This window comes from Buttiauxella brennerae ATCC 51605, from assembly GCF_001654925.1.
Lineage (GTDB): Bacteria > Pseudomonadota > Gammaproteobacteria > Enterobacterales > Enterobacteriaceae > Buttiauxella > Buttiauxella brennerae.
In genome coordinates this window covers 1-23,211 of record NZ_LXER01000031.1, presented here as the reverse complement: position 1 = coordinate 23,211, position 23,211 = coordinate 1, and the positions used below count along the sequence as shown (strand labels likewise).

The 23,211-nt window shown below is 50.6% G+C and carries 27 protein-coding genes; 19 read left to right on the top strand and 8 right to left on the bottom strand.

All coding sequences use genetic code 11. From position 1 onward, the window contains the following. Positions 1–30 precede the first annotated feature (30 nt). Positions 31–1,215, bottom strand: coding sequence for an MFS transporter TsgA (tsgA, locus tag M975_RS17245; protein ID WP_064561135.1), 1,185 nt, complete (start codon positions 1,213–1,215; stop codon positions 31–33). Positions 1,216–1,495: 280 nt separating this feature from the next. Between tsgA and ppiA the strand changes: the two genes are divergently transcribed. The 4 genes from ppiA to argD all read left to right on the top strand — a co-directional run bounded on the left by ppiA (position 1,496) and on the right by argD (position 4,684). Beyond that, positions 1,496–2,068: a peptidylprolyl isomerase A gene (ppiA, locus tag M975_RS17240; protein ID WP_064561134.1), complete on the top strand. Its 573-nt coding sequence runs from the start codon at positions 1,496–1,498 to the stop codon at positions 2,066–2,068. Between the two features lie 108 nt (positions 2,069–2,176). Beyond that, a complete protein-coding gene (locus M975_RS17235; RefSeq protein WP_064561133.1) occupies positions 2,177–2,779 on the top strand; it encodes a putative adenosine monophosphate-protein transferase Fic in 603 nt (200 codons plus the stop codon). A gap of 33 nt (positions 2,780–2,812) precedes the next feature. Then, complete coding sequence (pabA, locus tag M975_RS17230) at positions 2,813–3,376, top strand: aminodeoxychorismate synthase component 2 (RefSeq protein ID WP_064561132.1); 564 nt, start codon at positions 2,813–2,815, stop codon at positions 3,374–3,376. An 87-nt stretch (positions 3,377–3,463) separates the two neighbouring features. Further along, positions 3,464–4,684 carry a bifunctional acetylornithine/succinyldiaminopimelate transaminase gene (gene argD / locus M975_RS17225; protein ID WP_157093405.1) on the top strand — a complete coding sequence of 407 codons (1,221 nt, stop codon included), beginning with the start codon at positions 3,464–3,466 and terminating at the stop codon, positions 4,682–4,684. Between the two features lie 3 nt (positions 4,685–4,687). Here the strand turns inward: argD and M975_RS17220 are convergent, their stop codons facing one another. Both M975_RS17220 and crp read right to left on the bottom strand, forming a co-directional pair. Continuing rightward, entirely contained in the window at positions 4,688–6,772 is a 2,085-nt protein-coding gene (locus M975_RS17220; RefSeq protein ID WP_064561130.1) for a YccS/YhfK family putative transporter, read from the bottom strand. Positions 6,773–6,864: 92 nt separating this feature from the next. Beyond that, on the bottom strand, positions 6,865–7,497 hold the full coding sequence (gene crp / locus M975_RS17215) for a cAMP-activated global transcriptional regulator CRP (protein WP_023489059.1): 633 nt from the start codon (positions 7,495–7,497) through the stop codon (positions 6,865–6,867). Between the two features lie 314 nt (positions 7,498–7,811). Here crp and M975_RS17210 point away from each other — a divergent pair, with 314 nt between their 5' ends. Next, a complete protein-coding gene (locus M975_RS17210) occupies positions 7,812–8,216 on the top strand; it encodes an OsmC family protein (protein WP_064561129.1) in 405 nt (134 codons plus the stop codon). A 20-nt stretch (positions 8,217–8,236) separates the two neighbouring features. Here M975_RS17210 and M975_RS17205 read toward each other — a convergent pair whose 3' ends face one another. From M975_RS17205 to M975_RS17195, 3 genes are all read right to left on the bottom strand, one after another. Next, complete coding sequence (locus M975_RS17205; protein WP_064561128.1) at positions 8,237–9,115, bottom strand: phosphoribulokinase; 879 nt, start codon at positions 9,113–9,115, stop codon at positions 8,237–8,239. Positions 9,116–9,270: 155 nt separating this feature from the next. Then, positions 9,271–9,489 carry a YheU family protein gene (locus M975_RS17200; RefSeq protein WP_064561127.1) on the bottom strand — a complete coding sequence of 73 codons (219 nt, stop codon included), beginning with the start codon at positions 9,487–9,489 and terminating at the stop codon, positions 9,271–9,273. A 1-nt stretch (position 9,490) separates the two neighbouring features. Further along, positions 9,491–10,507, bottom strand: coding sequence for a hydrolase (locus tag M975_RS17195; protein WP_064561126.1), 1,017 nt, complete (start codon positions 10,505–10,507; stop codon positions 9,491–9,493). Positions 10,508–10,569: 62 nt separating this feature from the next. Between M975_RS17195 and M975_RS17190 the strand changes: the two genes are divergently transcribed. Beyond that, on the top strand, positions 10,570–11,169 hold the full coding sequence (locus M975_RS17190; RefSeq protein ID WP_064561125.1) for a LysE family translocator: 600 nt from the start codon (positions 10,570–10,572) through the stop codon (positions 11,167–11,169). Positions 11,170–11,203: 34 nt separating this feature from the next. Here M975_RS17190 and M975_RS17185 read toward each other — a convergent pair whose 3' ends face one another. Further along, positions 11,204–13,108, bottom strand: a complete 1,905-nt coding sequence (locus M975_RS17185; RefSeq protein WP_064561124.1) for an ABC transporter ATP-binding protein — start codon at positions 13,106–13,108, stop codon at positions 11,204–11,206. Between the two features lie 125 nt (positions 13,109–13,233). Here M975_RS17185 and kefG point away from each other — a divergent pair, with 125 nt between their 5' ends. From kefG to slyD, 4 genes are all read left to right on the top strand, one after another. Then, positions 13,234–13,785 carry a glutathione-regulated potassium-efflux system ancillary protein KefG gene (gene kefG / locus M975_RS17180; RefSeq protein WP_064561123.1) on the top strand — a complete coding sequence of 184 codons (552 nt, stop codon included), beginning with the start codon at positions 13,234–13,236 and terminating at the stop codon, positions 13,783–13,785. After that, positions 13,785–15,593 (top strand): glutathione-regulated potassium-efflux system protein KefB, encoded by a 1,809-nt coding sequence (gene kefB, locus M975_RS17175; protein ID WP_064561122.1) that lies wholly within the window; start codon positions 13,785–13,787, stop codon positions 15,591–15,593. Before kefG ends, kefB begins: the two co-directional genes overlap by 1 nt. 14 nt (positions 15,594–15,607) lie before the next feature. Next, positions 15,608–15,808 (top strand): YheV family putative zinc ribbon protein, encoded by a 201-nt coding sequence (locus M975_RS17170; protein ID WP_064561121.1) that lies wholly within the window; start codon positions 15,608–15,610, stop codon positions 15,806–15,808. Positions 15,809–15,907: 99 nt separating this feature from the next. After that, a complete protein-coding gene (gene slyD / locus M975_RS17165) occupies positions 15,908–16,498 on the top strand; it encodes a peptidylprolyl isomerase (protein WP_064561120.1) in 591 nt (196 codons plus the stop codon). A 56-nt stretch (positions 16,499–16,554) separates the two neighbouring features. On the opposite strand, the gene M975_RS17160 is transcribed toward slyD, so the two are convergent. Further along, positions 16,555–16,773, bottom strand: coding sequence for a protein SlyX (locus M975_RS17160; protein WP_064561119.1), 219 nt, complete (start codon positions 16,771–16,773; stop codon positions 16,555–16,557). 227 nt (positions 16,774–17,000) lie between these two features. Between M975_RS17160 and fkpA the strand changes: the two genes are divergently transcribed. The 9 genes from fkpA to M975_RS23445 all read left to right on the top strand — a co-directional run. Then, complete coding sequence (gene fkpA / locus M975_RS17155) at positions 17,001–17,852, top strand: FKBP-type peptidyl-prolyl cis-trans isomerase (protein WP_064561118.1); 852 nt, start codon at positions 17,001–17,003, stop codon at positions 17,850–17,852. A gap of 177 nt (positions 17,853–18,029) precedes the next feature. After that, positions 18,030–18,752 (top strand): helix-turn-helix transcriptional regulator, encoded by a 723-nt coding sequence (locus tag M975_RS17150; RefSeq protein WP_034460202.1) that lies wholly within the window; start codon positions 18,030–18,032, stop codon positions 18,750–18,752. Continuing rightward, a complete protein-coding gene (gene tusD, locus M975_RS17145) occupies positions 18,752–19,138 on the top strand; it encodes a sulfurtransferase complex subunit TusD (protein ID WP_064561117.1) in 387 nt (128 codons plus the stop codon). The genes M975_RS17150 and tusD overlap by 1 nt, the downstream gene beginning before the upstream one ends. Further along, entirely contained in the window at positions 19,138–19,497 is a 360-nt protein-coding gene (gene tusC, locus M975_RS17140) for a sulfurtransferase complex subunit TusC (RefSeq protein ID WP_064561116.1), read from the top strand. Before tusD ends, tusC begins: the two co-directional genes overlap by 1 nt. Positions 19,498–19,503: 6 nt before the next feature. Then, positions 19,504–19,791, top strand: a complete 288-nt coding sequence (gene tusB / locus M975_RS17135) for a sulfurtransferase complex subunit TusB (RefSeq protein WP_064561115.1) — start codon at positions 19,504–19,506, stop codon at positions 19,789–19,791. Positions 19,792–19,917: 126 nt separating this feature from the next. Then, positions 19,918–20,292, top strand: coding sequence for a 30S ribosomal protein S12 (gene rpsL / locus M975_RS17130; RefSeq protein WP_003023654.1), 375 nt, complete (start codon positions 19,918–19,920; stop codon positions 20,290–20,292). Positions 20,293–20,382: 90 nt separating this feature from the next. Next, a complete protein-coding gene (rpsG, locus tag M975_RS17125) occupies positions 20,383–20,853 on the top strand; it encodes a 30S ribosomal protein S7 (RefSeq protein WP_034499040.1) in 471 nt (156 codons plus the stop codon). 93 nt (positions 20,854–20,946) lie between these two features. Next, positions 20,947–23,061: an elongation factor G gene (fusA, locus tag M975_RS17120; RefSeq protein WP_034499038.1), complete on the top strand. Its 2,115-nt coding sequence runs from the start codon at positions 20,947–20,949 to the stop codon at positions 23,059–23,061. Between the two features lie 72 nt (positions 23,062–23,133). Continuing rightward, the coding region (locus M975_RS23445) for an elongation factor Tu (protein WP_001738555.1) at positions 23,134–23,211 on the top strand (78 nt) is incomplete at its 3' end.

Sequence of the window (23,211 nt, the reverse complement as noted above, 5' to 3'; positions counted from 1 at the left end):
ATAGACCCGCCGTTAGCTTTGCGGCTGCGGTTAGTTTACCGCTGCCACTGCGTTATGCTGACGGTGCTTAGTCACAAGACCCAGAATCAGGCACATGATAAATACCACGGCATACAGCGCGTTTGAGGTTTGCAGCGCCGCGTGCGGGCCGCTGTGTGCCACAATCGGGCCGGTCACGACGAAGGTCAGCATGGTGCCGATGGTGCCGCAGGTCAGTACGAAGTTAACCAGTTTTGGCGAGGCAATTTTGGTCTGCAATGAACCCAGGGTGATTACTGAGGTATAAATTGCGCTAGAGAAGAAGCCGAGCGCCAAAATGAACCACGCCAGATGTGCAGGCTCACTTTTGTTAAACAGGTACATCAGAACGGTAGCAGCACCTGCCAGTACAGTCAGAATGCGTTGCAGATCGAAGAAGCGCAAAATAAAGCTGAACGCCCACATCCCGAACATGTAAGACATCCAGAAATCGCTGACCAGTTGGCCCGCATCATTCAGGTTCATACCCAGGCTTTTGGCGTATTCAGGTACCCAGGAGATAAAGCCCAACTGACCGAGGATGTAACACAGGGCTGCGATGGACAGGAACAGCACGCCCACACCCCATTTTTCTTTTTCGGCGACTTTTTCAGGTTGCGGCGCGTGTTTGCCCAATGCCGGGAAGTCACAACCGATGGTCAGGATAAAGATGGCGACATAAACCAGGCCGATGCAAACATAAACCCAATACCAGTTGATGCTGCGCGCCAGCAAGATGGCGGCGACCATCGGGAAAATCATCCCAGCCATACTGAAGAAGGAGTCGGTGAACAGCAGGCGTGAACCACGCTCACGGCCTTCATACATGTGCGTAATCAGGAACGTACCAATTGACATCGTGATGCCGCTGACCAGCCCAAGCACAAACATCGCGACGGAGAAAACAGTCAGGTTATCACCAAAGACAAGCCCGGCGACTGCCAGCACCATCAGGATGAAACCAAAGCGAAGCTGCGTTTTAAGCGGCACGATTTCCATTAACCAGGCATTCAGGAAGATAGAAATCAAAATACCCGCGTTCAGAAAAGTAAAGGTGTTACTCATGCTGGAAACGGGAACGTGGAAGTATTCGGCGATATTGCCCATCACCATCCCGGTGACAATTACCAACGCGCCAGTCAGGGCGTAGGAGAAGAAGCTGATCCATGTGAGCTTAATGCGGTTGCTGTTAGTCATGACGAGCCTGTGAATAGAAATGTAAAGTGCTTTGACAGCACTCGAGAAGAATGGATTTTAGTCAAAAACGTGACTCATTTATACAATTTATGAATTTATTGCAGTTTGTCACTATTGTGGGTGTGATATTAGTCACGAAAACATAGTGTGAATTGATAATTCATTCACGCAACTTATTGATTGTTTGAAAGTAAAAAACAGTAAATGGCTGGCGCATAGTTGAGTGCCTCTTTACAATCAAGCAACTTGCCTCATTCACTGCCTTCGTAAGGAATTATTCATGCTCAAATCAACTCTGGCGGCCGTAGCAACAGTGTTTGCTCTCTCCGCGCTATCTCCTGCGGCACTGGCTGCTAAAGGCGACCCACATGTCCTGCTGACGACTTCAGCGGGTGAAATTGAGCTTGAGTTAAATAGCCAAAAAGCCCCAGTTTCTGTGAAGAATTTCGTGGATTACGTGAACAGCGGTTTCTACAACAACACTATTTTCCATCGCGTGATCCCAGGCTTTATGCTTCAGGGCGGCGGCTTTACTGAAGATATGAATCAGAAGCAGCCAAACCCACCTATCAAAAATGAAGCGGATAACGGCCTGCGTAATACCCGTGGCACCATTTCAATGGCGCGTACTGCAGATAAAGACAGCGCAACCAGCCAGTTCTTCCTCAACGTGGCAGACAATGCCTTCCTCGATCACGGCCAGCGCGACTTCGGTTATGCGGTATTTGGTAAAGTTGTGAAAGGGATGGACGTTGCCGATAAGATTTCCCAGGTACAGACACATGATGTCGGTCCATACCAAAATGTACCGTCAAAACCTGTCGTTATCCTTTCCGCGAAAGTCATGCCATAAGAAATTCCTGCGCGGGCACCCCATACCCGCGCAATATCTACCTTCCTGCACTTCTACCGATTGCTGCTTATACTTGTGGCAACAATGGGTCATGTTTAGGGAGGCATCATGGCAAAGAAACTTACCGACAAACAAAAGTCCCGCCTTTGGCAGCAGCAGCGTAGCCGTTCGTTTCAGGCGAGTTCCCGGCTGGATATTCTTGAGCCTCATGCGCAAGATGAGATTATCGCGCAGCGTGTAGAAACGATTGAACTTGGCCCGTTGCATCGCGGATTACCCTGGTTGTGCGCTATCCATGAGCAGCTTTTTCAGGATGTTTTCGACTGGGCAGGCGAGCTGAGAGATGTTGATATTTCTAAAGGGGAGATACAGTTCTGCCATTTCGAGTACATCGAAAATGAAGGCAACGATCTGATGCAAGAAATGGAGGACGAGCATTATCTGGTCGGCCTTTCCAGAACTGAGTTCGTTCAGCGCCTGTCACATTACTATTGTGAAATTAACGTACTTCATCCGTTTTTTGTTGGCAGTGGTCGGGCGCAGCGCGTGTTCTTCGAGCAGTTAGCGATTCATGCCGGATACATCCTCGATTGGAAAGACGTCTCGCCTGAAGCATGGGCAACGGCTAATCAGGCGGGAGCGTTGGGCGATTTGACTTTGCTGACGGAGATTTTCACTAAAGTCGTGAGCGAAGCGCGCGAAAGCGAATAGAATAGCGCGGTTCATTTTTACCCCGGAGCCGCGATGCTACTGCTTATCGACAATTACGATTCATTTACCTGGAATCTTTACCAGTACTTTTGCGAGCTGGGCGCAGAAGTGGTCGTAAAACGTAATGATGAACTGACGCTTTCTGATATCAGTATGCTGGCACCCGAAAAACTGGTTATCTCTCCTGGCCCCTGCACACCCAGTGAAGCGGGCATTTCCCTTGCGGCGATTCAACAATTTGCCGGACAGTTACCGATCCTCGGTGTGTGCCTTGGACACCAGGCTATCGCACAAGCCTTTGGCGCGACCATTGTGCGGGCTGAAAAAGTGATGCACGGCAAAACATCAGCCATTACGCATAATAATTCTGGCGTCTTCAGCGGCCTGAACAACCCTCTCACCGTCACGCGTTATCACTCTTTGGTTATCGATCCTGCCACGTTGCCTGCGTGCTTTGAAGTCACGGCATGGACTGATGAACAAGAAATTATGGGTATCCGCCATCGTGAGATTGAACTGGAAGGGGTGCAGTTTCACCCGGAAAGTATTCTCAGTGAGCAGGGGCACCAGCTGTTAGCCAATTTTCTCAATCGTTGATTTTTTATTGCCAGATAATGATTTTTTATGCATATTTCATGATTATATTTTCATGTCTGTTCTTGCGTAAAAATGGGATGGCAATTAATGGCAACCGAACAATCAGCAATTACCCGCGCTACTTTCGATGAAGTGATTCTGCCAATTTATGCACCAGCGGAGTTTATTCCGGTAAAAGGGAAAGGCTGTCGTGTCTGGGATCAACAAGGGAAAGAGTACGTTGATTTTGCGGGTGGAATCGCGGTTACCGCACTTGGGCACTGCCATCCGGCGTTAGTGGAAGCGTTAAAAAGCCAGGGCGAAACCCTATGGCATACCAGCAACGTTTTCACCAATGAACCCGCACTGCGCTTGGGTCGTAAGCTGATTGACGCCACTTTTGCTGAACGCGTGCTGTTTATGAACTCAGGCACCGAAGCCAACGAAACCGCCTTCAAACTGGCGCGTTACTACGCTTCTACTCGCCATAGTCCGTATAAAACCAAAATTATCGCCTTCCATAATGCCTTCCACGGTCGTTCGCTGTTTACCGTTTCTGTTGGCGGCCAGCCGAAGTATTCCGACGGTTTTGGCCCGAAACCTGCCGATATTATTCATGTGCCGTTTAACGACTTGCACGCAGTGAAAGCGGTGATGGATGACCATACTTGTGCGGTAGTGGTCGAGCCGATTCAGGGCGAGGGCGGCGTAACGGCGGCAACCCCAGAATTCCTGCAAGGCTTGCGTGAGTTGTGCGATGAGCATAAAGCGTTGCTGGTATTCGATGAAGTGCAGTGCGGGATGGGGCGAATCGGCGAGCTGTTCGCCTATATGCATTACGGCGTGACGCCAGATATCCTGACCAGTGCGAAAGCGCTCGGCGGCGGCTTCCCGGTGAGCGTGATGCTGACGACGCAAGAGATTGCCTCTGCATTCCATGTTGGTACGCACGGTTCAACCTACGGCGGCAACCCTCTGGCCTGCGCAGTCGCGGGCGCGGCGTTTGATATCATCAACACGCCTGAAGTGCTGAATGGCGTTACGGAAAAGCGCCAGCAATTCGTCAAGCATTTGCAACAAATCGACGAACAGTTCGACGTGTTCAGCGATATTCGTGGCATGGGTTTATTGATTGGTGCCGAGCTAAAGCCACAGTACAAAGGGCGCGCGCGTGAATTTTTGTATGCGGCAGCACAGGAAGGCGTGATGGTTCTGAACGCCGGGCCAGATGTGATGCGTTTTGCCCCGGCGTTGATTGTGGAAAGTGCCGATATTGCTGACGGTATGGCGCGCTTTGCCAAAGCCGTTGCGAAGATCGTTAACGGATAATCATCAATCTGAGCGCCGCAGGCGGCTCAGCCAGATTCCGTGATGTGGCCGCTGGCGCCATGCAACCGAAGAAATGGTATGCATGGTGCTGAGGTGGCTCAGTATCCGCTGTAAATGTTGCTCCATGGTACTTAATGGCCCACTCGGAAGCCCTTCCAGTGGGTCGAGAATATTCACATCATGCGTTTCCCCTGGCGCATCATATTGAAGCCGTTGCTGGCAACGTTGCAGCGCAATTTCGCACGACTGCAAATAGCGCTGGGCTAAATCTGGCGTCAGCATGTTGTGTTCTCTCGCCAGTGTCGTCATCGCATTGATGTGCTCAACGATAAACTGGCTGTGCGTTACCCACAATTTCATATCGGCCAGATAATGCGAGTCAAAGCCTGGTTCCTGCATCGCCTGGTTCAGTGAGTTAAACAGTGCGTTATGCGCCTGGTTGACCTTCATGCGTTCATAAGCGAGCGGCGTTGGTTCGGGGTCATTACTGAGAATCAGACGAATGGCATTCTGGTCTCTTTCCAGCGCGTCGTGGGCGTTTTGGCGTAGCAAACCACTCTGCCACTGCGGCCACAGCCAAACCATGCCGCCAAAGGCAATCAAACAGCCCAGCAGAGTATCAATCAAACGTGGAACGATGTATTGCTCAGCGCTAAGAGTAATCAGTTGTAGCGTATAAACCGCGGTCACCGTAAAGCCAATCGTTGCCCAGCCGTAGCTTTTACGAATGAACAAGTAGCTGACCAGCGTAATAACCAGCATGGCACCCAGCGCAATGCTCTGCGGAAAGTGGAAGTGCAGCGCAACACCGGCGATGGCAAGGCCCACCATCGTACCCGCCGAACGGTGGAGAATACGGACTCGTGTAGCCCCGTAGCCGTTTTGCGTAACGAACATGACCGTCATTAAAATCCAGTAGGGCTTGGGCAGATGTAAAAACGCCCCAAAAAGGCTGGCGATAGTGAGCATCACGCCAAGTCTTGCGGCATTACGCAGCGCGGCAGATTTCAACGACAGATAGCTTTTGAGCGCGGCCCACAGCGGTAAGCGTCGTTGCCGGTCTTCCATTAAATCACGCACATACAGCGGGCGCTGTGTTCGCAGCACGCGCGCGACGCGGCTGAAGTGATAATGGCAAAATTGCCCTACCGGGTTATCAGGATTCTGCCGGGCGATTTTCTCAAGGGCCTCAATCTGTTTTTCCATCGTGAAACGCTGCGGATAACGATGGTAGAGAATATCGTCAGCCAGCACGCGTAAACGTGTGGCGATGGTTTGAGCATTCCAGCGAATAACCGCTTCGGCATGGCTTTGCTCAACGAGCTTTTGAACTTCCGCGGGCTGGTGCAGGCTAACCGAGATGTGTTCTTGTAAATCCAGGGCTACCTGAAATGCGCGTAGCAGACGCTTGTAGCCGTTTTGCTGATTCGCCGCCAGCATATGCAGTTGTTGGTAGCAGATGGTTATCAAATCGACCGCTTTTTGCTGGCGGGCAAGCAGTGGCGGCAGTGCTTTTTCGGGGTCGGTATGCTGGGTCAGCATGCCGTATTTAGCTTCGCAATAATCCGCCAGCTGGCGATAGAGCAGGCTTAATGATTCACGCAGCGGTTGCTCGCGCCACATCCAGAACCAAAGCCAGTTGAACACGCCGTACCAAATTGTTCCGGAAACATACAACAGCATGGGTTTCCAGATAGGCATGTTTCCGGCCATGCTGAGCGTAAAAATAGCCGCAATCAGCGAAGCAGGAAGTAGCCGGGCGTGAAGGGAGCTGATTTCAGCGGTTACCCCCAAAAGCAGTGCCATAACCATAAGAATGACGGGCAGGGGGACGGCGGTATACAACAGCAAAAGCTGCATTATCAGGCTGCTGATAGCAAATAAGCTGCCGCCCACAATCAGGCGTTTGAAGAAGCGTCTATGGGGTGTATCAAGACCTGCAATATTGCAACAGGCAGGGACTAAAGAGAAAAGCAGGCCGGACTGGAGATTGCCAAAGAGCAAACCTACTGCCACCGGAAGGCACAACACCAGCGTTTGCCGCAGTGCGTAGTTAACTTCAGGGTGATAGATAATCCGACGCCACATATGTGTTGTTTAATCCCTTTTTACCGCAGGGGTTAGATTTTAGAGACAAAAAAGGCGTGTTATGAAGCAACACGCCATTTTTTAGACGGGGATTAACGAGTGCCGTAAACGACGATCGTTTTACCGTGTGCGGAGATCAGATTTTGATCTTCCAGCATTTTCAAGATACGACCAACGGTTTCACGTGAGCAACCTACGATCTGACCGATTTCCTGACGGGTAATTTTAATCTGCATACCATCTGGGTGGGTCATTGCATCAGGTTGTTTAGCCAGGTTCAGCAGTGTCTGTGCGATACGACCGGTCACATCCAGGAATGCCAGGTTACCCACTTTCTCAGATGTAACTTGCAGACGACTAGCCATCTGTGCAGACAGGCGCATCAAAATGTCTGGATTGACCTGAATCAGCTGGCGGAATTTTTTATATGAAATTTCAGCCACTTCGCAGGCACTTTTAGCACGAACCCAAGCACTACGTTCCTGGCCTTCTTCGAACAGCCCTAACTCGCCAATAAAATCACCCTGATTCAGATAAGAGAGGATCATTTCCTTGCCCTCTTCATCTTTAATCAGAACAGCCACAGAGCCCTTGACGATGTAATACAGCGTCTCTGCTTTTTCACCCTGGTGAATTAGTGTGCTCTTCGATGGATACTTATGAATATGGCAATGGGACAAGAACCATTCGAGAGTCGGGTCTGTTTGCGGTTTGCCAAGCACCATGCGCGGTTATCCTCTGTTTTATAACTGGCTACCAACGACAGGACGCTAAACATCCTGTCTGGCGTTGCAAGTATTAGAATATTCCCCACCTTGGGGAGATGGCATGCAAGTCATTCTTGCTGCCTGTAATTAGTGATGTCCTCTGCATACATACATAACGTCAATGTGTCGATGTAGCATCTGGATTGTTTTAGCATAGCTTTTGACAAGTGTCTCCTGTTGTCTCGTTTCAGCATGACGTAGGTCGCCTTCCGTTGCGCGTTTTGCCGATTCTGCGTACTCTGAGAGATATTTTTTTCAACTGGAGAAGCAACATGCAGGCACGAGTGAAGTGGGTTGAAGGGTTAACTTTCCTTGGGGAGTCCGCTTCAGGACACCAGATTCTGATGGATGGTAATTCAGGCGATAAAGCACCCAGTCCAATGGAAATGGTACTGATGTCCGCAGGGGGTTGTAGCGCAATTGACGTGGTTTCTATTTTGCAAAAAGGCCGCTACAACGTGACTGATTGCGAAGTAAAACTGACTTCTGAGCGCCGCGAAGAAGCACCGCGTCTGTTTACGCACATCAATCTGCATTTCATCGTGACAGGTAAAGATCTGAAGGATAATGCGGTTTCCCGCGCGGTTGACCTGTCTGCTGAGAAGTACTGCTCTGTTGCACTGATGCTGGAAAAAGCAGTGAATATTACGCACAGCTACGAAGTGATTGACGCTTAGTGTGTAGAACAGGGCGGTGATTAGCCGCCCTGATTAATATTTCTACCTTCCGCCAGTCGCTTAACGAGCGGCGTCATAATTAATTCCATTGCCAGACCCATTTTGCCGCCCGGTACCACCAAAGTATTGATGTGGGAAATAAACGACCCTTGCAGCATGGCAAGCAAATACGGGAAGTCGATGTCATCCAGCCCGCGAAAATGAATCACCACAAAACTTTCATCGAGTGACGGTATTGCTCGTGCCGCAAATGGGTTAGAGGTGTCAACCGTTGGGACGCGCTGGAAGTTGATATGGGTACGGGAAAATTGTGGCGTGATGTAATTGATGTAGTCATCCATTGAACGCACCACGGAATCCATCACGGCTTCTCTGGAATGCCCGCGTTCACTGGTATCGCGAACCAGTTTTTGTATCCACTCCAGGTTCACAATCGGCACCACGCCTACCAGCAGATCGACGGCATTCGCCACGTCATGCTGTGGGGTAACGACTCCGCCGTGTAAGCCTTCATAAAACAAAACATCTGTGGGTTCTGGCAGGGGCTGCCATGGTGTAAAAGTGCCTGGGATTTGGTTCCAGGGTACGGCTTCATCATAAGTGTGCAGATATTTACGCGACTTACCTTGCCCCGACTTCCCATACTCAATGAACGTTTGCTCCAGCAAACCGAAGTCGTTGGCTTCCGGGCCGAAGTAGCTGATATGGCGGCCCAGATCGCGAGCTTTGCGGATGGCCATATCCATTTCTGGGCGGGTAAAACGATGGAAACTGTCACCTTCAACTTCCGCTGCGCGCAGGTTCAATTGCTGGAAGATTTTACGGAAGGCGAGGCTGGTAGTTGTTGTTCCCGCGCCGCTGGAACCTGTTACGGCAATGACCGGATGTTTGGCTGACATAAGGCAACAACTCCATGGGTTTCACAAATGTGTTTTGAATGTGGCCCTCACCCTAACCCTCTCCCCCAGGAGAGGGGATTGATCGAGCCGGGATTTGCGCTCACTTTTCTCCCTCACCCTCAGGGAGAGGGTTGGGGTGAGGGTAGTACATAAACTTAGCCGCGAAATTGCCCGCGAGCCATAATATTCACCGTTTCATGAAGCTCTGACCATACCAGCACAGCCTCACCGCTTTGCAGCTGCAGCTTAACATCGGCCACCTTTTGCTCCAGTGAACGTTCTTGTTCACCATAATCTGTGCCTTCACGTAATACAAAGGATTCAATCAGACTTTCAAGCGTTTCGGGATCGAGATCTTGCCAGGGAATCATCATATTACGGGTCCAAAAATTTAGTCAGCCACTGCGGGATGCGTTGTTCAAGCCACATTTCCGGGCGGCGCAGCGTACCGCCAACAAATCCAACATGCCCGCCGTAGCGAGTCAGCTGATATTCGATGTTAGCTGGCAATATCGCTTTATCGGGGATCACATGGTGATCCATAAACGGGTCATCTTTTGCATGGATGATGAGCGTCGGCGTTTTGATTTGCGGCAGTAGCGGCATAGCGCTGCACTGACGGTAATAATCTAAAGCATCAGCAAAACCGTGAATCTTAGAGGTAATCAAATCGTCAAATTCGCGCAGACGACGCATCCCTTTAAGCTGGCGCATATCGACCGGGAGTGTACCCGGGTAACTTCTTAGTTTACGCGCGGCATTTTTCTTCAGCAGATTTAAAAGGTAGTGCTGATAAACGCGGGAGAAACCTTTTTCGATATGCGCGCTGCAATGTTCCAGCATCAAAGGGGCTGAAACTATGACTCCGGCCTGGAGCGTGCAGTCAGCACCTTGTTTAGCCATTAAACAAGCGAGCATATTCCCGCCGAGGGAAAACCCCACTGCCGCCGTAGGCACTTTGCCATAACGTTCAGATAACCAGTTTAAGAAGTAGCTGCCATCTTCGGTTTCGCCCGAGTGGTAGATTCGCTTCATGCGGTTAGGCACACCGCTGCAACCGCGGAAATGCATCACCACACCTAACCAGCCTTGTTTGCTGGCGGCTTCAATTAAACCGTGGGCATACGGGCTGTGCAGGCTGCCTTCGAGACCATGAAAAACGACTAACCGTGGTTTATGCATTGCCAGGCGTGGGTCTTCGCTCCAGGCAAGATCGACAAAATCCCCGTCCGGCATGTCAAGACGCTGCCAGTGAGGCTTAAAATTAAGGCGACGGCGAATTAACCGCGGGAGCATGGTCTGCAGGTGCGGATTGCTGACACCTTTTAACGGACGAAATTGCTCATCGTCTTCGTGATTAAAATTCAATGCTGCGGGACTTGTCGTAGCCATATCACACTGTTAGTTTCATTTAGTTTGCTAATTAACTTTACCGGGTGTGGAACACCCATTTCATGGAAACGCTTTTCTTCTCAATGCTTGGTTTTCTGTGGGTCGCGGCGATTACACCCGGCCCTAATAATATGTTGCTGACTTCTTCCGGCGCCAATTACGGTTTTATGCGCACCATACCTTTGATGATAGGCATTATGCTGGGAATGCAGTGCATTCTGTTGCTGGTGGCGTTTGGCGTCGGTAGCTTAATCCTTTTGTATCCAGCTTTGCACCTTATCCTGAAGATTGCCGGGAGTGCTTACCTATTATGGCTAGCCTGGAAAATAGGCACTGCGACCTATGAAAAACTGGAGACGGATGCACCACCTCCGGCTCCGATTCCTTTCTGGCAGGGCGGTTTATTACAAGTTATCAACCCTAAAGCATGGTTGATGGCGCTAGGTGCTGTGGCAAGTTTCAGCCTTGCGGGTTCCCAGTATCTGCACTCGGTTGTGTTAATCAGTATTGGTATTGCACTGGTTAACATTGTCGCAGGCATCATCTGGATTGCCTTTGGCAGCATGATTGGCAAACTGCTGCGCAGTCGCCGTGCCTGGACAATCTTCAATGTATTTATGGGATTGCTGACGGCTGCGTGTGTGCTGCTGATTTGGCACTGAGTCGTTTGGCCTCACTTTTAGTGAGGCCAAATAGTCATTCAGCCTGCATCATCTGCTCTAACTGGTCATGCGCGTCCAGCCATTCCATCTCGCACTCTTCCAGCGCTGACTTCACTTTTACCTGAGTTTGCAGACATTCCGTCATTTCTGCTTTACGACTTTGGTCGTAAATAGCGCTGTCAGCCAGCTTTTCTTCGACTTGAGCAAGCTGCACATTTAACTTTTCCATCTGCTTTTCAAGCTGAGTGATCTGCTTACGCAATGGTTGAGTTAACGTGCGTAATTCGGCTTCGCGGCGTTTTTGGTCTTTACGAGCCTGGGCGCTGTTGGCGTTATCCTTCGCGGAATCGTCCGGCTGGTTTTCCTGCTTTTGCAGATCCACAAGCCACTGTTGGTAATCTTCCAAATCGCCATCAAACGCTTCCACTTTGCCATCGTGAACCAGGTACAGATCGTCGGTAGTTGAACGCAACAGGTGACGGTCGTGCGATACCACGACCAGCGCGCCTTCGAAATCGATCAACGCTTCGGTCAGTGCCTGACGCATGTCGAGATCAAGGTGGTTGGTCGGTTCATCAAGCAGCAGCAGGTTAGGGCGCTGCCAGACCACTAACGCCAGGACCAGACGCGCTTTTTCACCGCCTGAGAAACGCGCCGTGTGCTCGGTGACTTTATCGCCCCGGAAGCCGAAACCGCCGAGGTAATCACGCAGTTGCTGTTCCAGCTCTTTCGGTGCGATACGCGCCAGATGCTGCAATGGTGATTCGTCGGCGCGTAAGTACTCGAGCTGATGCTGTGCGAAGTAACCGAGCTTAATACCTTTTGCCAGCCCGATATCGCCCTTCAACGGTTCGATTTCTTCCGCCAGCAATTTAATCAGCGTTGATTTACCGGCACCGTTGCGGCCAAGCAGACCGATGCGTGAGCCAGGCACCAGGTTCAGTTTAATCGAATCGAGGATCACACGGTCGCCATAACCGGCACTGACTTTTTCCATGCGTAACAGCGGGTTTGGCAAGCTTTCAGGGGCGCGGAAACTGAAGTGGAATGGGTTGTCGACGTGCGCCGGTGCAATCAATTCCATGCGCTCAAGCATCTTCACGCGGCTCTGCGCTTGTTTTGCTTTACTGGCTTTGGCTTTGAAACGGTCGATAAAGCCTTGCAAGTGGGCAACGCGCTCCTGTTGGCTTTCATACATCGACTGTTGTTGAGCAAGGCGTGTCGCACGCTGGCCTTCAAACGAAGAGTAGTTGCCGGTGTATTCAAACATCGACTCTTGTTCGATATGAATGATTTTGCCCACTACCGGATCAAGGAAGTCGCGGTCGTGAGAAATCAGAATCAAGGTTCCCTGATAACTTTTCAACCAGCGTTCAAGCCAGATAACGGCGTCTAAGTCCAGGTGGTTGGTCGGTTCATCGAGTAACAGTAAGTCTGAGCGGCAGATCAGTGCTTGCGCCAGGTTCAGGCGCATACGCCAGCCACCGGAAAAATCACTCACCGGGCGTTCGAGTTGCTCATTGCTGAAGCCTAAACCGTGCAGCAGGCTTGAAGCGCGGGAACGAATCGTCCAGGCGTCAACCGCATCCAGTTTGCCATGCACCAGCGCAATCGCGTGGCCATCGTTGCGCTCATTGGCTTTTGCCAGTTCCGCTTCAAGCTGGCGGAATTCACGGTCGCCATCAATAACATATTCAATGGCTGGCATCGCCAGAGCAGGAGTTTCCTGGTTTACCCAGGCCAGCGCCCAGTTACCAGGATAGGTCATACTTCCGCCATCGGCGCTGATCTCGTTCTTCAGCAGCGCCAGCAGCGTGGATTTTCCGCAGCCGTTTTTACCCACCAGACCCACTTTCTGGCCCGGATTGATGGTAGCGGTGGCGTTATCCAGCAGAACGCGGGTGCCGCGACGAATTTGTAACGAGGAGAAAACAATCATAAAGCGCCGTATGTTCAGAGTATGTTAAATTGTCATTATATTAAGGTAACGTGATGCTATCGGCACCGCGTCGGGCTGCATGGTAGCCCAAAAAAATCACTATGACGACGCCCTGGAGGGTAATGATGTCGCAGCCGCCGAAAGTTTTGCTGCTATATGCCCATCCGGAGTCACAAGACTCGGTCGCAAACCGCGTCTTACTCCAGCCGGCGCAGCAGCTTGCCAATGTCACTGTGCATGACCTTTATGCGCACTATCCTGACTTTTTTATTGATATCTATCGCGAGCAGGCATTGCTGCAAGAGCACGATGTCATCGTCTTTCAACATCCACTTTATACCTATAGCTGCCCCGCATTGCTAAAAGAGTGGCTGGATCGCGTGTTGAGCCGTGGCTTCGCAAGTGGTGTCGGAGGCACCGCTCTCGCGGGAAAGTACTGGCGTAGTGTGATTACCACCGGAGAGCCAGAAGGTGCTTATCGGCACGATGGTTTTAACCGCTTCCCGCTGACCGATATTTTACGTCCCTTTGAACTCACCGCAGCCATGTGCCGTATGCACTGGATGAACCCCATGATTGTTTATTGGGCTCGCCGCCAGTCACCTCAGGAGCTTATCAGCCATGCTAAGGCTTATGGCGAATGGCTGGCTTCACCGACATTACCGGGAGGCCGCTGATGGAAGGTTCTGACGTATTGCTGGCAGGCGTCCTGTTTTTGTTCGCGGCAGTTGTTGCTGTCCCCATCGCTGCGCGTTTAGGAATTGGCGCGGTGCTCGGCTATTTGCTGGCAGGTATCGCGATTGGGCCGTGGGGCCTGGGTTTTATCAGCGATGTGGATGAAATTCTTCACTTCTCTGAATTGGGCGTCGTGTTCCTGATGTTTATCATCGGGCTGGAGCTGAACCCATCAAAACTCTGGCAATTGCGGCGTTCTATCTTTGGCGTCGGTGCCGCGCAGGTGCTGCTCAGTGCTGTGGTGCTGGGTGGGTTGCTGATGCTGACGCAGTTTTCCTGGCAGGCAGCCGTCATTGGCGGGATTGGTCTTGCGATGTCATCAACGGCAATGGCGCTACAGCTGATGCGCGATAAAGGCATGAACCGCAACGAGTCAGGCCAGCTTGGCTTTTCTGTTTTGCTGTTTCAGGATTTAGCGGTCATTCCGGCGATTGCGCTGGTGCCGTTGCTGGCAGGCAATGACGGCGGACATACCGACTGGATAAAAATCGGCTTCAAGGTGCTGGCCTTTGCCGGGATGCTGGTCGGCGGGCGTTATCTGCTCAAACCTGTGTTCCGTTTTATTGCCGGCTCTGGCGTGCGGGAAGTCTTTACCGCTGCCGCGCTTCTGCTGGTATTAGGTTCGGCGTTATTTATGGATGCCCTCGGCTTCTCAATGGCGCTGGGGACGTTTATCGCCGGCGTGTTATTGGCAGAAAGCGAATACCGGCACGAACTGGAAATCGCCATCGATCCTTTTAAAGGATTATTGCTCGGCCTGTTCTTTATTTCCGTTGGCATGGCATTAAACCTTGGCGTGCTTTACACCCATCTTTTCTGGGTTGTTTTAGGCGTTGTGGTGCTGGTGGCGGTTAAAGCCGGTGTGCTGTATGGATTGTCGTGGTTTTTCGGCTTGCGTAGCTCCGAGCGTCTGCAGTTTTCAGGGGTGCTCAGCCAGGGCGGGGAGTTTGCGTTCGTCCTTTTCTCGACGGCATCCTCGCAAAAGCTGTTCAGCGGTGACCAAATGCCGCTGTTGCTGGTGACGGTCACGCTTTCAATGATGACCACGCCACTGCTGATGAAAGGCGTTGATGCCATTCTGGCGCGGCGATTTAATGTTGCTGACGACGAAAACGATGAAAAACCTTACGTTGAAGACGACCAGCCACAGGTCATTATTGTTGGCTTTGGGCGTTTCGGGCAGGTGATTGGCCGTTTGCTGATGGCCAACAAAATGCGTATCACGGTGCTTGAGAGAGATATCAGCTCAGTGAGCCTGATGCGCAAATATGGCTACAAGGTTTATTACGGTGATGCCACTGAGCTTGAACTGCTGCGATCAGCAGGGGCAGAAACGGCAAAATCTATTGTGATTACCTGTAACGAGCCGGAAGACACGATGAAAGTCGTTCATTTGTGTCAACAACACTTTCCACACCTGGCGATACTGGCGCGAGCCCGTGGCCGTGTAGAAGCTCACGAATTGTTGCAAGCTGGTGTCACGCAATTCTCACGCGAGACATTTTCCAGTGCGCTGGAGTTGGGGCGTAAGGCGCTGATGACGCTAGGTATGCATCCGCATCAAGCGCATCGTGCACAACTCCATTTCAGGCGTCTGGATATGAGCATGTTGCGTGAATTAATGCCGATTCATACCGATAACGCACAAATTTCCAGAGTGCGTGAGGCGCGTCGTGAGCTGGAAGAGATTTTCGAACGCGAGATGCAGCAAGAGCGTCGGCAGTTCGATGGTTGGGATGAATTTGAATAAATAAGGTGAAGCGAATGCCGGTGCGTAAACGTTTTATTGCCGGGGCTGTTTGCCCCGAATGCCAGGCGCGGGATTCCCTCGCGATGTGGCGTGAGAATAATGTCGATATTGTTGAGTGTGTTAAGTGCGGCCACCAAATGCGTGAGGCGGATAAGCAAGCTCGCGAGCACGTTCGCGAACAAGAGCAAGTTATCGGGATTTTTCATCCAGACTAGCGAGATGCCCCAGCTTTTTTTAAGCTTAGGGGTACAGCGGCGCTAAATTCCGCTACAATCGGCGCCAGTTTTTTTTCTCACGCTCGCTCAGGAGATATCATGAAAGTAGCAAAAGACCTGGTGGTCAGCCTGGCTTATCAGGTTCGTACAGAAGACGGTGTGTTGGTTGATGAGTCTCCGGTGAGTGCGCCGCTGGACTATCTGCATGGTCACGGTTCCCTGATCTCAGGCCTGGAAACAGCTCTGGAAGGTCACGTTGTTGGCGATCGTTTCGACGTTAACGTTGGCGCAACAGACGCTTACGGCCAATACGACGAAAACCTGGTTCAGCGCGTTCCTAAAGACGTCTTCATGGGCGTTGATGAGCTGGAAGTTGGCATGCGCTTTATGGCTGACACCGACCAGGGTCCAGTACCGGTTGAAATTACTGCGGTTGAAGATGAGCACGTTGTTGTCGATGGCAACCACATGCTGGCAGGCCAGAACCTGAGCTTCAACGTAGAAGTTATCGCGATTCGTGAAGCAACCGCTGAAGAGCTGGCTCATGGCCACGTTCACGGTGAGCACGATCATCACCACGATCACGACCATGAAGGTGGTTGCTGCGGTGGTCACGGCCATGGCGACGATCATGACCATGAACACGGTAAAGGTGGTTGTGGCGGTAACGGCGGCTGCGGTTGCCACTAATCCGTTAAGGATAAATAAAGGCGTGTCACTGACACGCCTTTTCTTTTTGTCATGCATTAGTAATGCGGAGGTGGAGTCTCTTCAGCTTCCGAGGCTACCATTGACGGTTGGCTGGCTTTTAACTTTTCAACCAGCAAGCGGAAATGCTCGCGCAGTTTGACCATCTCTAATTCGTGAGCCGTTACCGTCTGATTTAACTCTTCTATCGTAATCTCCTGGAAAGCGAGACGACTCTCAAGTTCTTCCAGCCGTTGTTCGGTCGATTTATGTTGCATGGCTAATCTCTCCTGGCCTGCGGATGGACAATTTCCGGCGATTCTACTGAAAAATCCCGCACGGTACAGCGTCGTTTTGCTCAGGACGAAACTTCTTTATACAAAAAGAGTCTGAATTTGTCTCGATAAGACGCGGAGAGATTGTGTAGATTTCTTCCACGACGTTATAGTACGTCTCTTAGTTGATAATAACCTTGGGGTTAGAGGCCCCGGCCCTGGAGAAATGGATGAAATCACTGTTTAAAGTAACGCTACTGGCGACCACGATGGCCGTTGCCCTGAGCGCTCCGGCGTTCGCTGCCCCGGCTGCCCCGGCTGCTGCCGCTAAAGATGCTGCTGCCCCTGCGGCATCAGCTGCAAGCAACGCGGCATTCAAAAATGACGACCAGAAATCTGCGTACGCATTGGGTGCTTCGCTGGGTCGTTATATGGAAAACTCGCTGAAAGAACAAGAAAAACTGGGGATCACGCTGGACAAGAACCAGCTTATCGCCGGTGTTCAGGATGCATTTGCTGACAAGAGCAAATTATCCGATCAGGAAATTGAGCAAACTCTGCAAGCTTTCGAAGCTCGCGTGAAATCTTCCGCTCAAGCGAAAATGGAAAAAGACGCTACTGAAAACGCGGATAAAGGCAAAGCCTTCCGTGATACTTTCGCAAAAGAGAAGGGCGTTAAAACTTCTCCTACTGGCCTGATGTATAAAATCGACAAAGCCGGTACAGGTGAAGCACCTACAGACAGCGACACTGTTGTTGTGAACTACAAAGGTACGCTTATCGACGGTAAAGAGTTCGACAACTCTTACACCCGTGGCGAGCCACTCTCTTTCCGTCTTGACGGTGTTATCCCTGGTTGGACTGAAGGCCTGAAAAACCTGAAGAAAGGCGGGAAAATCAAACTGGTTATTCCACCAGAATTAGCTTACGGCAAAACTGGCGTTCCGGGAATTCCAGCGAACTCCACCCTGGTGTTTGATGTTGAGCTGCTGGATATCAAGCCAGCGCCAAAAGCAGACGCTAAACCTGATGCTGCACCAGAAGCTGCTGCTCCAGCGGCTGATGCTCCTAAGAGCAAATAAGGCATTATTAACCGCCGCCCTCAGGGGCGGCGGTTTTTTATTTGAGGCAGGGTATAATAAAAGCTGGAAAGCGCATCTTACGCTGTATTACCTTAGCAGACTGCGCAACAACGAGTATGAGTCTGCCCTGACACCATTTAAGCGCGACAGGCTCTCTGTAGAGGGTGGTATCTTTAAATGTCCAATTCGCTTTTAACCAATGAAACCAGTGAGCTTGACTTACTGGACCAGCGTCCTTTTGAACAAACCGACTTTGAAATATTAAAATCCTACGAAGCGGTAGTGGACGGGTTAGCGATGCTGATTGGTTCTCATTGTGAAATCGTGTTGCACTCATTGCAAGATTTGAAATGCTCCGCAATCCGTATCGCGAACGGCGAACATACCGGGCGTAAAATTGGCTCGCCAATTACCGACCTTGCACTGCGTATGCTGCACGATATGACGGGTGCAGATAGTAGCGTGTCCAAGTGCTATTTTACCCGGGCAAAAAGTGGCGTTCTGATGAAATCAGAAACTATCGCTATCCGTAATCGCGACGAACGCGTTATCGGCCTACTTTGCATCAACATCAACCTTGATGTGCCGTTCTCGCAAATTATGTCGACCTTTATTCCGCCGGAAACACCTGAAGTTGCCTCTTCGGTTAACTTTGCATCCTCGGTAGAAGACCTGGTCATGCAAGCACTGGAATTCACGATTGAAGAAGTGAATGCCGATCGCAATGTGTCCAACAATGCTAAGAATCGACAGATTGTGCTGAATCTCTATGAGAAAGGTATCTTTGATATAAAAGATGCGATCAACCAGGTTGCCGACCGTTTGAATATTTCGAAGCACACGGTTTACCTCTATATCCGTCAATTTAAGAACGGTGATTTCCAGGGGCAGGATAAGTAATGCGTTTTGCCATCCTGGTGACAGGCCCGGCTTATGGTACGCAACAGGCGAGCAGCGCGTTGCAGTTTTCTCAGGCCGTCATCGCGCAAGGCCATACGTTAGAGAGCATTTTTTTCTATCGTGAAGGTGTGCACAACGCCAACCTTCTGACTTCCCCGGCAAATGATGAATTCGATTTAGTTCGTGCCTGGCAACAGTTACATCAGCAACATGACGTTGAATTGCATATCTGTGTTGCTGCGGCACTGCGCCGTGGTGTAACAGACGAAGAGCAAGCCACGCAACTTGGTCAGCCAGCCCATAACTTGCAGCCTGGTTTCACGTTAAGTGGACTAGGAGCGCTGGCGCAGGCCACGCTGACGTGCGACCGGACGGTGCAATTCTGATGAAGCGAGTGGCATTTGTATTTAAATCATCTCCTCATGGCAGCGCTAGCGGTCGGGAAGGGCTGGATGCTTTGCTCGCCACATCGGCACTGACTGAAGACATCGGTGTGTTTTTCATTGGTGACGGGGTAATGCAGTTGATCCCAGGCCAGCAGCCAGGGCGCATTCTCGCCAGAGACTACATCGCAACATTTCGCGTGTTGCCGCTGTATGACATCGAACAATGCTATCTGTGTGCAGCGTCTATCCGTGAGCGAGGGTTATCTCCAGACAGTGCCTGGGTTCTTGATGCCAAACCTCTTGAACCCGAAGCTCTGCGCGAAATGCTGCATCAGTTTGATGTAGTACTAACCTTCTGAGGCGACATGCTGCATATTTTGCAAGACTCACCATTTCAGACCGATCTTGAATCTTTACTGCGCTGTTTGAAGCAAGGCGATGAAGTTTTATTACTACAAGATGCGGTGATTGCTGGACTATCAGGAACCCGAGCTCTTGATTTGCTGCTCGCAGCCCCCATTTCTGTGTATGCTCTGCAGGAAGATATCGAGGCTCGCGGCTTAACTGCTCAAATTTCGACCGGTATAGGCAAGGTCAGCTATACTGACTTCGTCAGATTGACGGTTAAACACGAACAGCAGATCACCTGGTAAAATCCAGGATTGTTGTATATTTCTTGACACCTTTTCAGCTCAGCCCTAAAATTCTGCGTCCTCATATTATATGAGGTCGTTTTATTACGTGTTTACGAAGAAAAAGCTAAAACCAGGAGCTATTTAATGGCAACAGTTAACCAGCTGGTTCGCAAACCACGCGCTCGCAAAGTTGCAAAAAGCAACGTGCCAGCGCTGGAAGCCTGCCCGCAGAAACGTGGCGTATGTACTCGTGTATATACTACCACCCCTAAGAAACCAAACTCCGCACTGCGTAAAGTATGCCGTGTGCGTTTGACTAACGGTTTTGAAGTTACCTCCTACATCGGTGGTGAAGGTCACAACCTGCAGGAACACTCCGTGATCCTGATCCGTGGCGGTCGTGTAAAAGACTTGCCAGGTGTTCGTTACCACACCGTTCGTGGTGCACTTGACTGCTCCGGCGTTAAAGACCGTAAGCAATCTCGTTCCAAGTATGGCGTGAAACGTCCTAAGGCTTAATGGTTTCCGTTAAGTAAGGCCAAACGTTTTAAATAAATGTCAAACTCAATAGAGTTTTGGACAACCCTGAATTAACAACGGAGTATTCCCATGCCACGTCGTCGCGTCATTGGTCAACGTAAAATTCTTCCAGATCCTAAGTTCGGATCAGAGTTGCTGGCCAAATTTGTAAACATTCTGATGGTAGATGGTAAGAAATCTACTGCTGAATCTATCGTGTATACCGCGCTGGAGACCCTGGCTCAGCGTTCTGGTAAACAAGCACTGGAAGCTTTCGAAGTCGCTCTGGACAACGTTCGTCCGACTGTCGAAGTTAAGTCCCGCCGTGTTGGTGGTTCTACTTATCAGGTTCCAGTAGAAGTACGTCCGGTTCGTCGTAATGCTCTGGCAATGCGTTGGATCGTAGAAGCTGCTCGTAAACGCGGTGATAAATCCATGGCTCTTCGCCTGGCGAACGAACTTTCTGATGCTGCAGAGAACAAAGGTACTGCAGTTAAGAAACGTGAAGACGTTCACCGTATGGCTGAAGCCAACAAGGCGTTCGCTCACTACCGTTGGTAATCCCTTCGGAGTGTTAGTCACCAAGCGGGCGCTTCATGTGAGCTGCCCGCTTTGGGTTACTTAAATGAACGTCCTAGGATATAGAGGAATCAAATGGCTCGTAAAACACCCATTGAGCGTTACCGTAACATTGGTATCAGTGCTCACATCGACGCCGGTAAGACTACTACTACCGAACGTGTTCTGTTCTACACCGGTGTAAACCACAAAATCGGTGAAGTTCATGATGGCGCAGCCACTATGGACTGGATGGAGCAGGAGCAGGAACGTGGTATTACCATCACGTCTGCTGCGACCACCTGTTTCTGGTCTGGTATGGCCAAACAGTTCGAACCACACCACATCAACATCATCGACACCCCAGGGCACGTTGACTTCACCATCGAAGTTGAACGTTCCATGCGTGTTCTTGATGGTGCGGTAATGGTTTACTGTGCTGTTGGTGGTGTTCAGCCACAGTCTGAGACCGTATGGCGTCAGGCAAACAAATATAAAGTTCCACGTATCGCGTTCGTTAACAAAATGGACCGTATGGGTGCTAACTTCCTGAAAGTTGTTGACCAGATCGAAAAACGTCTGGGCGCAACTCCGGTGCCTTTGCAATTGGCAATCGGCGCGGAAGAGAAATTCACCGGTGTTGTTGACCTGGTGAAAATGAAAGCCATCAACTGGAATGAAGCCGATCAGGGCGTGACCTTCGAATACGAAGAGATCCCAGCTGATATGCAGGAACTGGCCGAAGAATGGCGCCAGAAACTGGTTGAAGCCGCTGCTGAAGGTTCTGACGAACTGATGGAGAAATTCTTTGGTGGCGAAGAGCTGACTGAAGAAGAGATCAAAACTTCTCTGCGTAAGCGCGTACTGAACAACGAAATTATCTTGGTTACCTGTGGTTCTGCATTTAAGAACAAAGGTGTTCAGGCGATGCTGGATGCGGTTGTTGAATACCTGCCAGCTCCAACTGACGTTACTGCGATTAACGGTATGCTTGACGACGGTAAAGACACTCCGGCTGTTCGTCACTCTGACGACAACGAGCCGTTTGCTGCTCTTGCGTTCAAAATCGCAACTGACCCGTTTGTTGGTAACCTGACCTTCTTCCGCGTTTACTCTGGCGTTGTTAACTCTGGCGACACCGTGTTCAACCCGGTGAAATCAGCACGTGAGCGTCTGGGCCGTATCGTACAGATGCACGCTAACAAACGTGAAGAGATCAAAGAAGTTCGCGCGGGCGATATCGCTGCAGCTATTGGTCTGAAAGAAGTGACTACCGGTGATACCCTGTGTGATCAGGACAATGTGATCATTCTGGAGCGTATGGAATTCCCTGAACCGGTAATTTCTATCGCTGTTGAACCGAAAACCAAAGCTGACCAAGAAAAAATGGGTCTGGCTCTGGGTCGTCTGGCTAAAGAAGATCCATCATTCCGCGTATGGACTGATGAAGAAACTAACCAGACTATCATCGCTGGTATGGGTGAGCTTCACCTCGACATCATCGTTGACCGTATGAAACGTGAATTCAACGTTGAAGCTAACGTTGGTAAACCTCAGGTTGCTTACCGTGAAGCGATTCGCGCGAAAGTTACCGATGTTGAAGGTAAACACGCTAAGCAGTCTGGTGGTCGTGGTCAGTACGGTCATGTTGTTATCGACATGTACCCACTGGAGCCGGGCTCGAATCCGAAAGGTTACGAGTTCGTCAACGACATCAAAGGTGGTGTGATCCCAACGGAATACATCCCTGCTGTTGATAAAGGCATCCAGGAGCAGCTGAAGTCTGGTCCTCTGGCGGGTTACCCAGTAGTAGATCTCGGCGTGCGTCTGCACTTCGGTTCTTACCACGACGTTGACTCCTCTGAACTGGCGTTTAAACTGGCCGCTTCTATTGCCTTCAAAGATGGCTTTAAGAAAGCGAAACCAGTTCTGCTTGAGCCTATCATGAAGGTTGAAGTTGAAACTCCGGAAGAGAACACCGGTGACGTTATCGGTGACCTTAGCCGTCGTCGTGGTCAGCTGAAAGGTCAAGAATCTAACGCTACTGGCGTTCAGATTCACGCTGAAGTTCCGTTGTCTGAAATGTTCGGTTACGCAACTCAACTGCGTTCACTGACCAAAGGTCGTGCATCTTACTCCATGGAATTCCTGAAGTATGATGACGCGCCAAACAACGTTGCTCAGGCCGTAATCGAAGCTCGCGGCAAATAAGCCAGAGTTTTAAAAAACATTGATCCCGTGCTCTCTCCTTGAGGGGAGAGCGCAACAGTAAGGAATATAGCCGTGTCTAAAGAAAAATTTGAACGTACAAAACCGCACGTCAACGTCGGTACTATCGGCCACGTTGACCATGGTAAAACT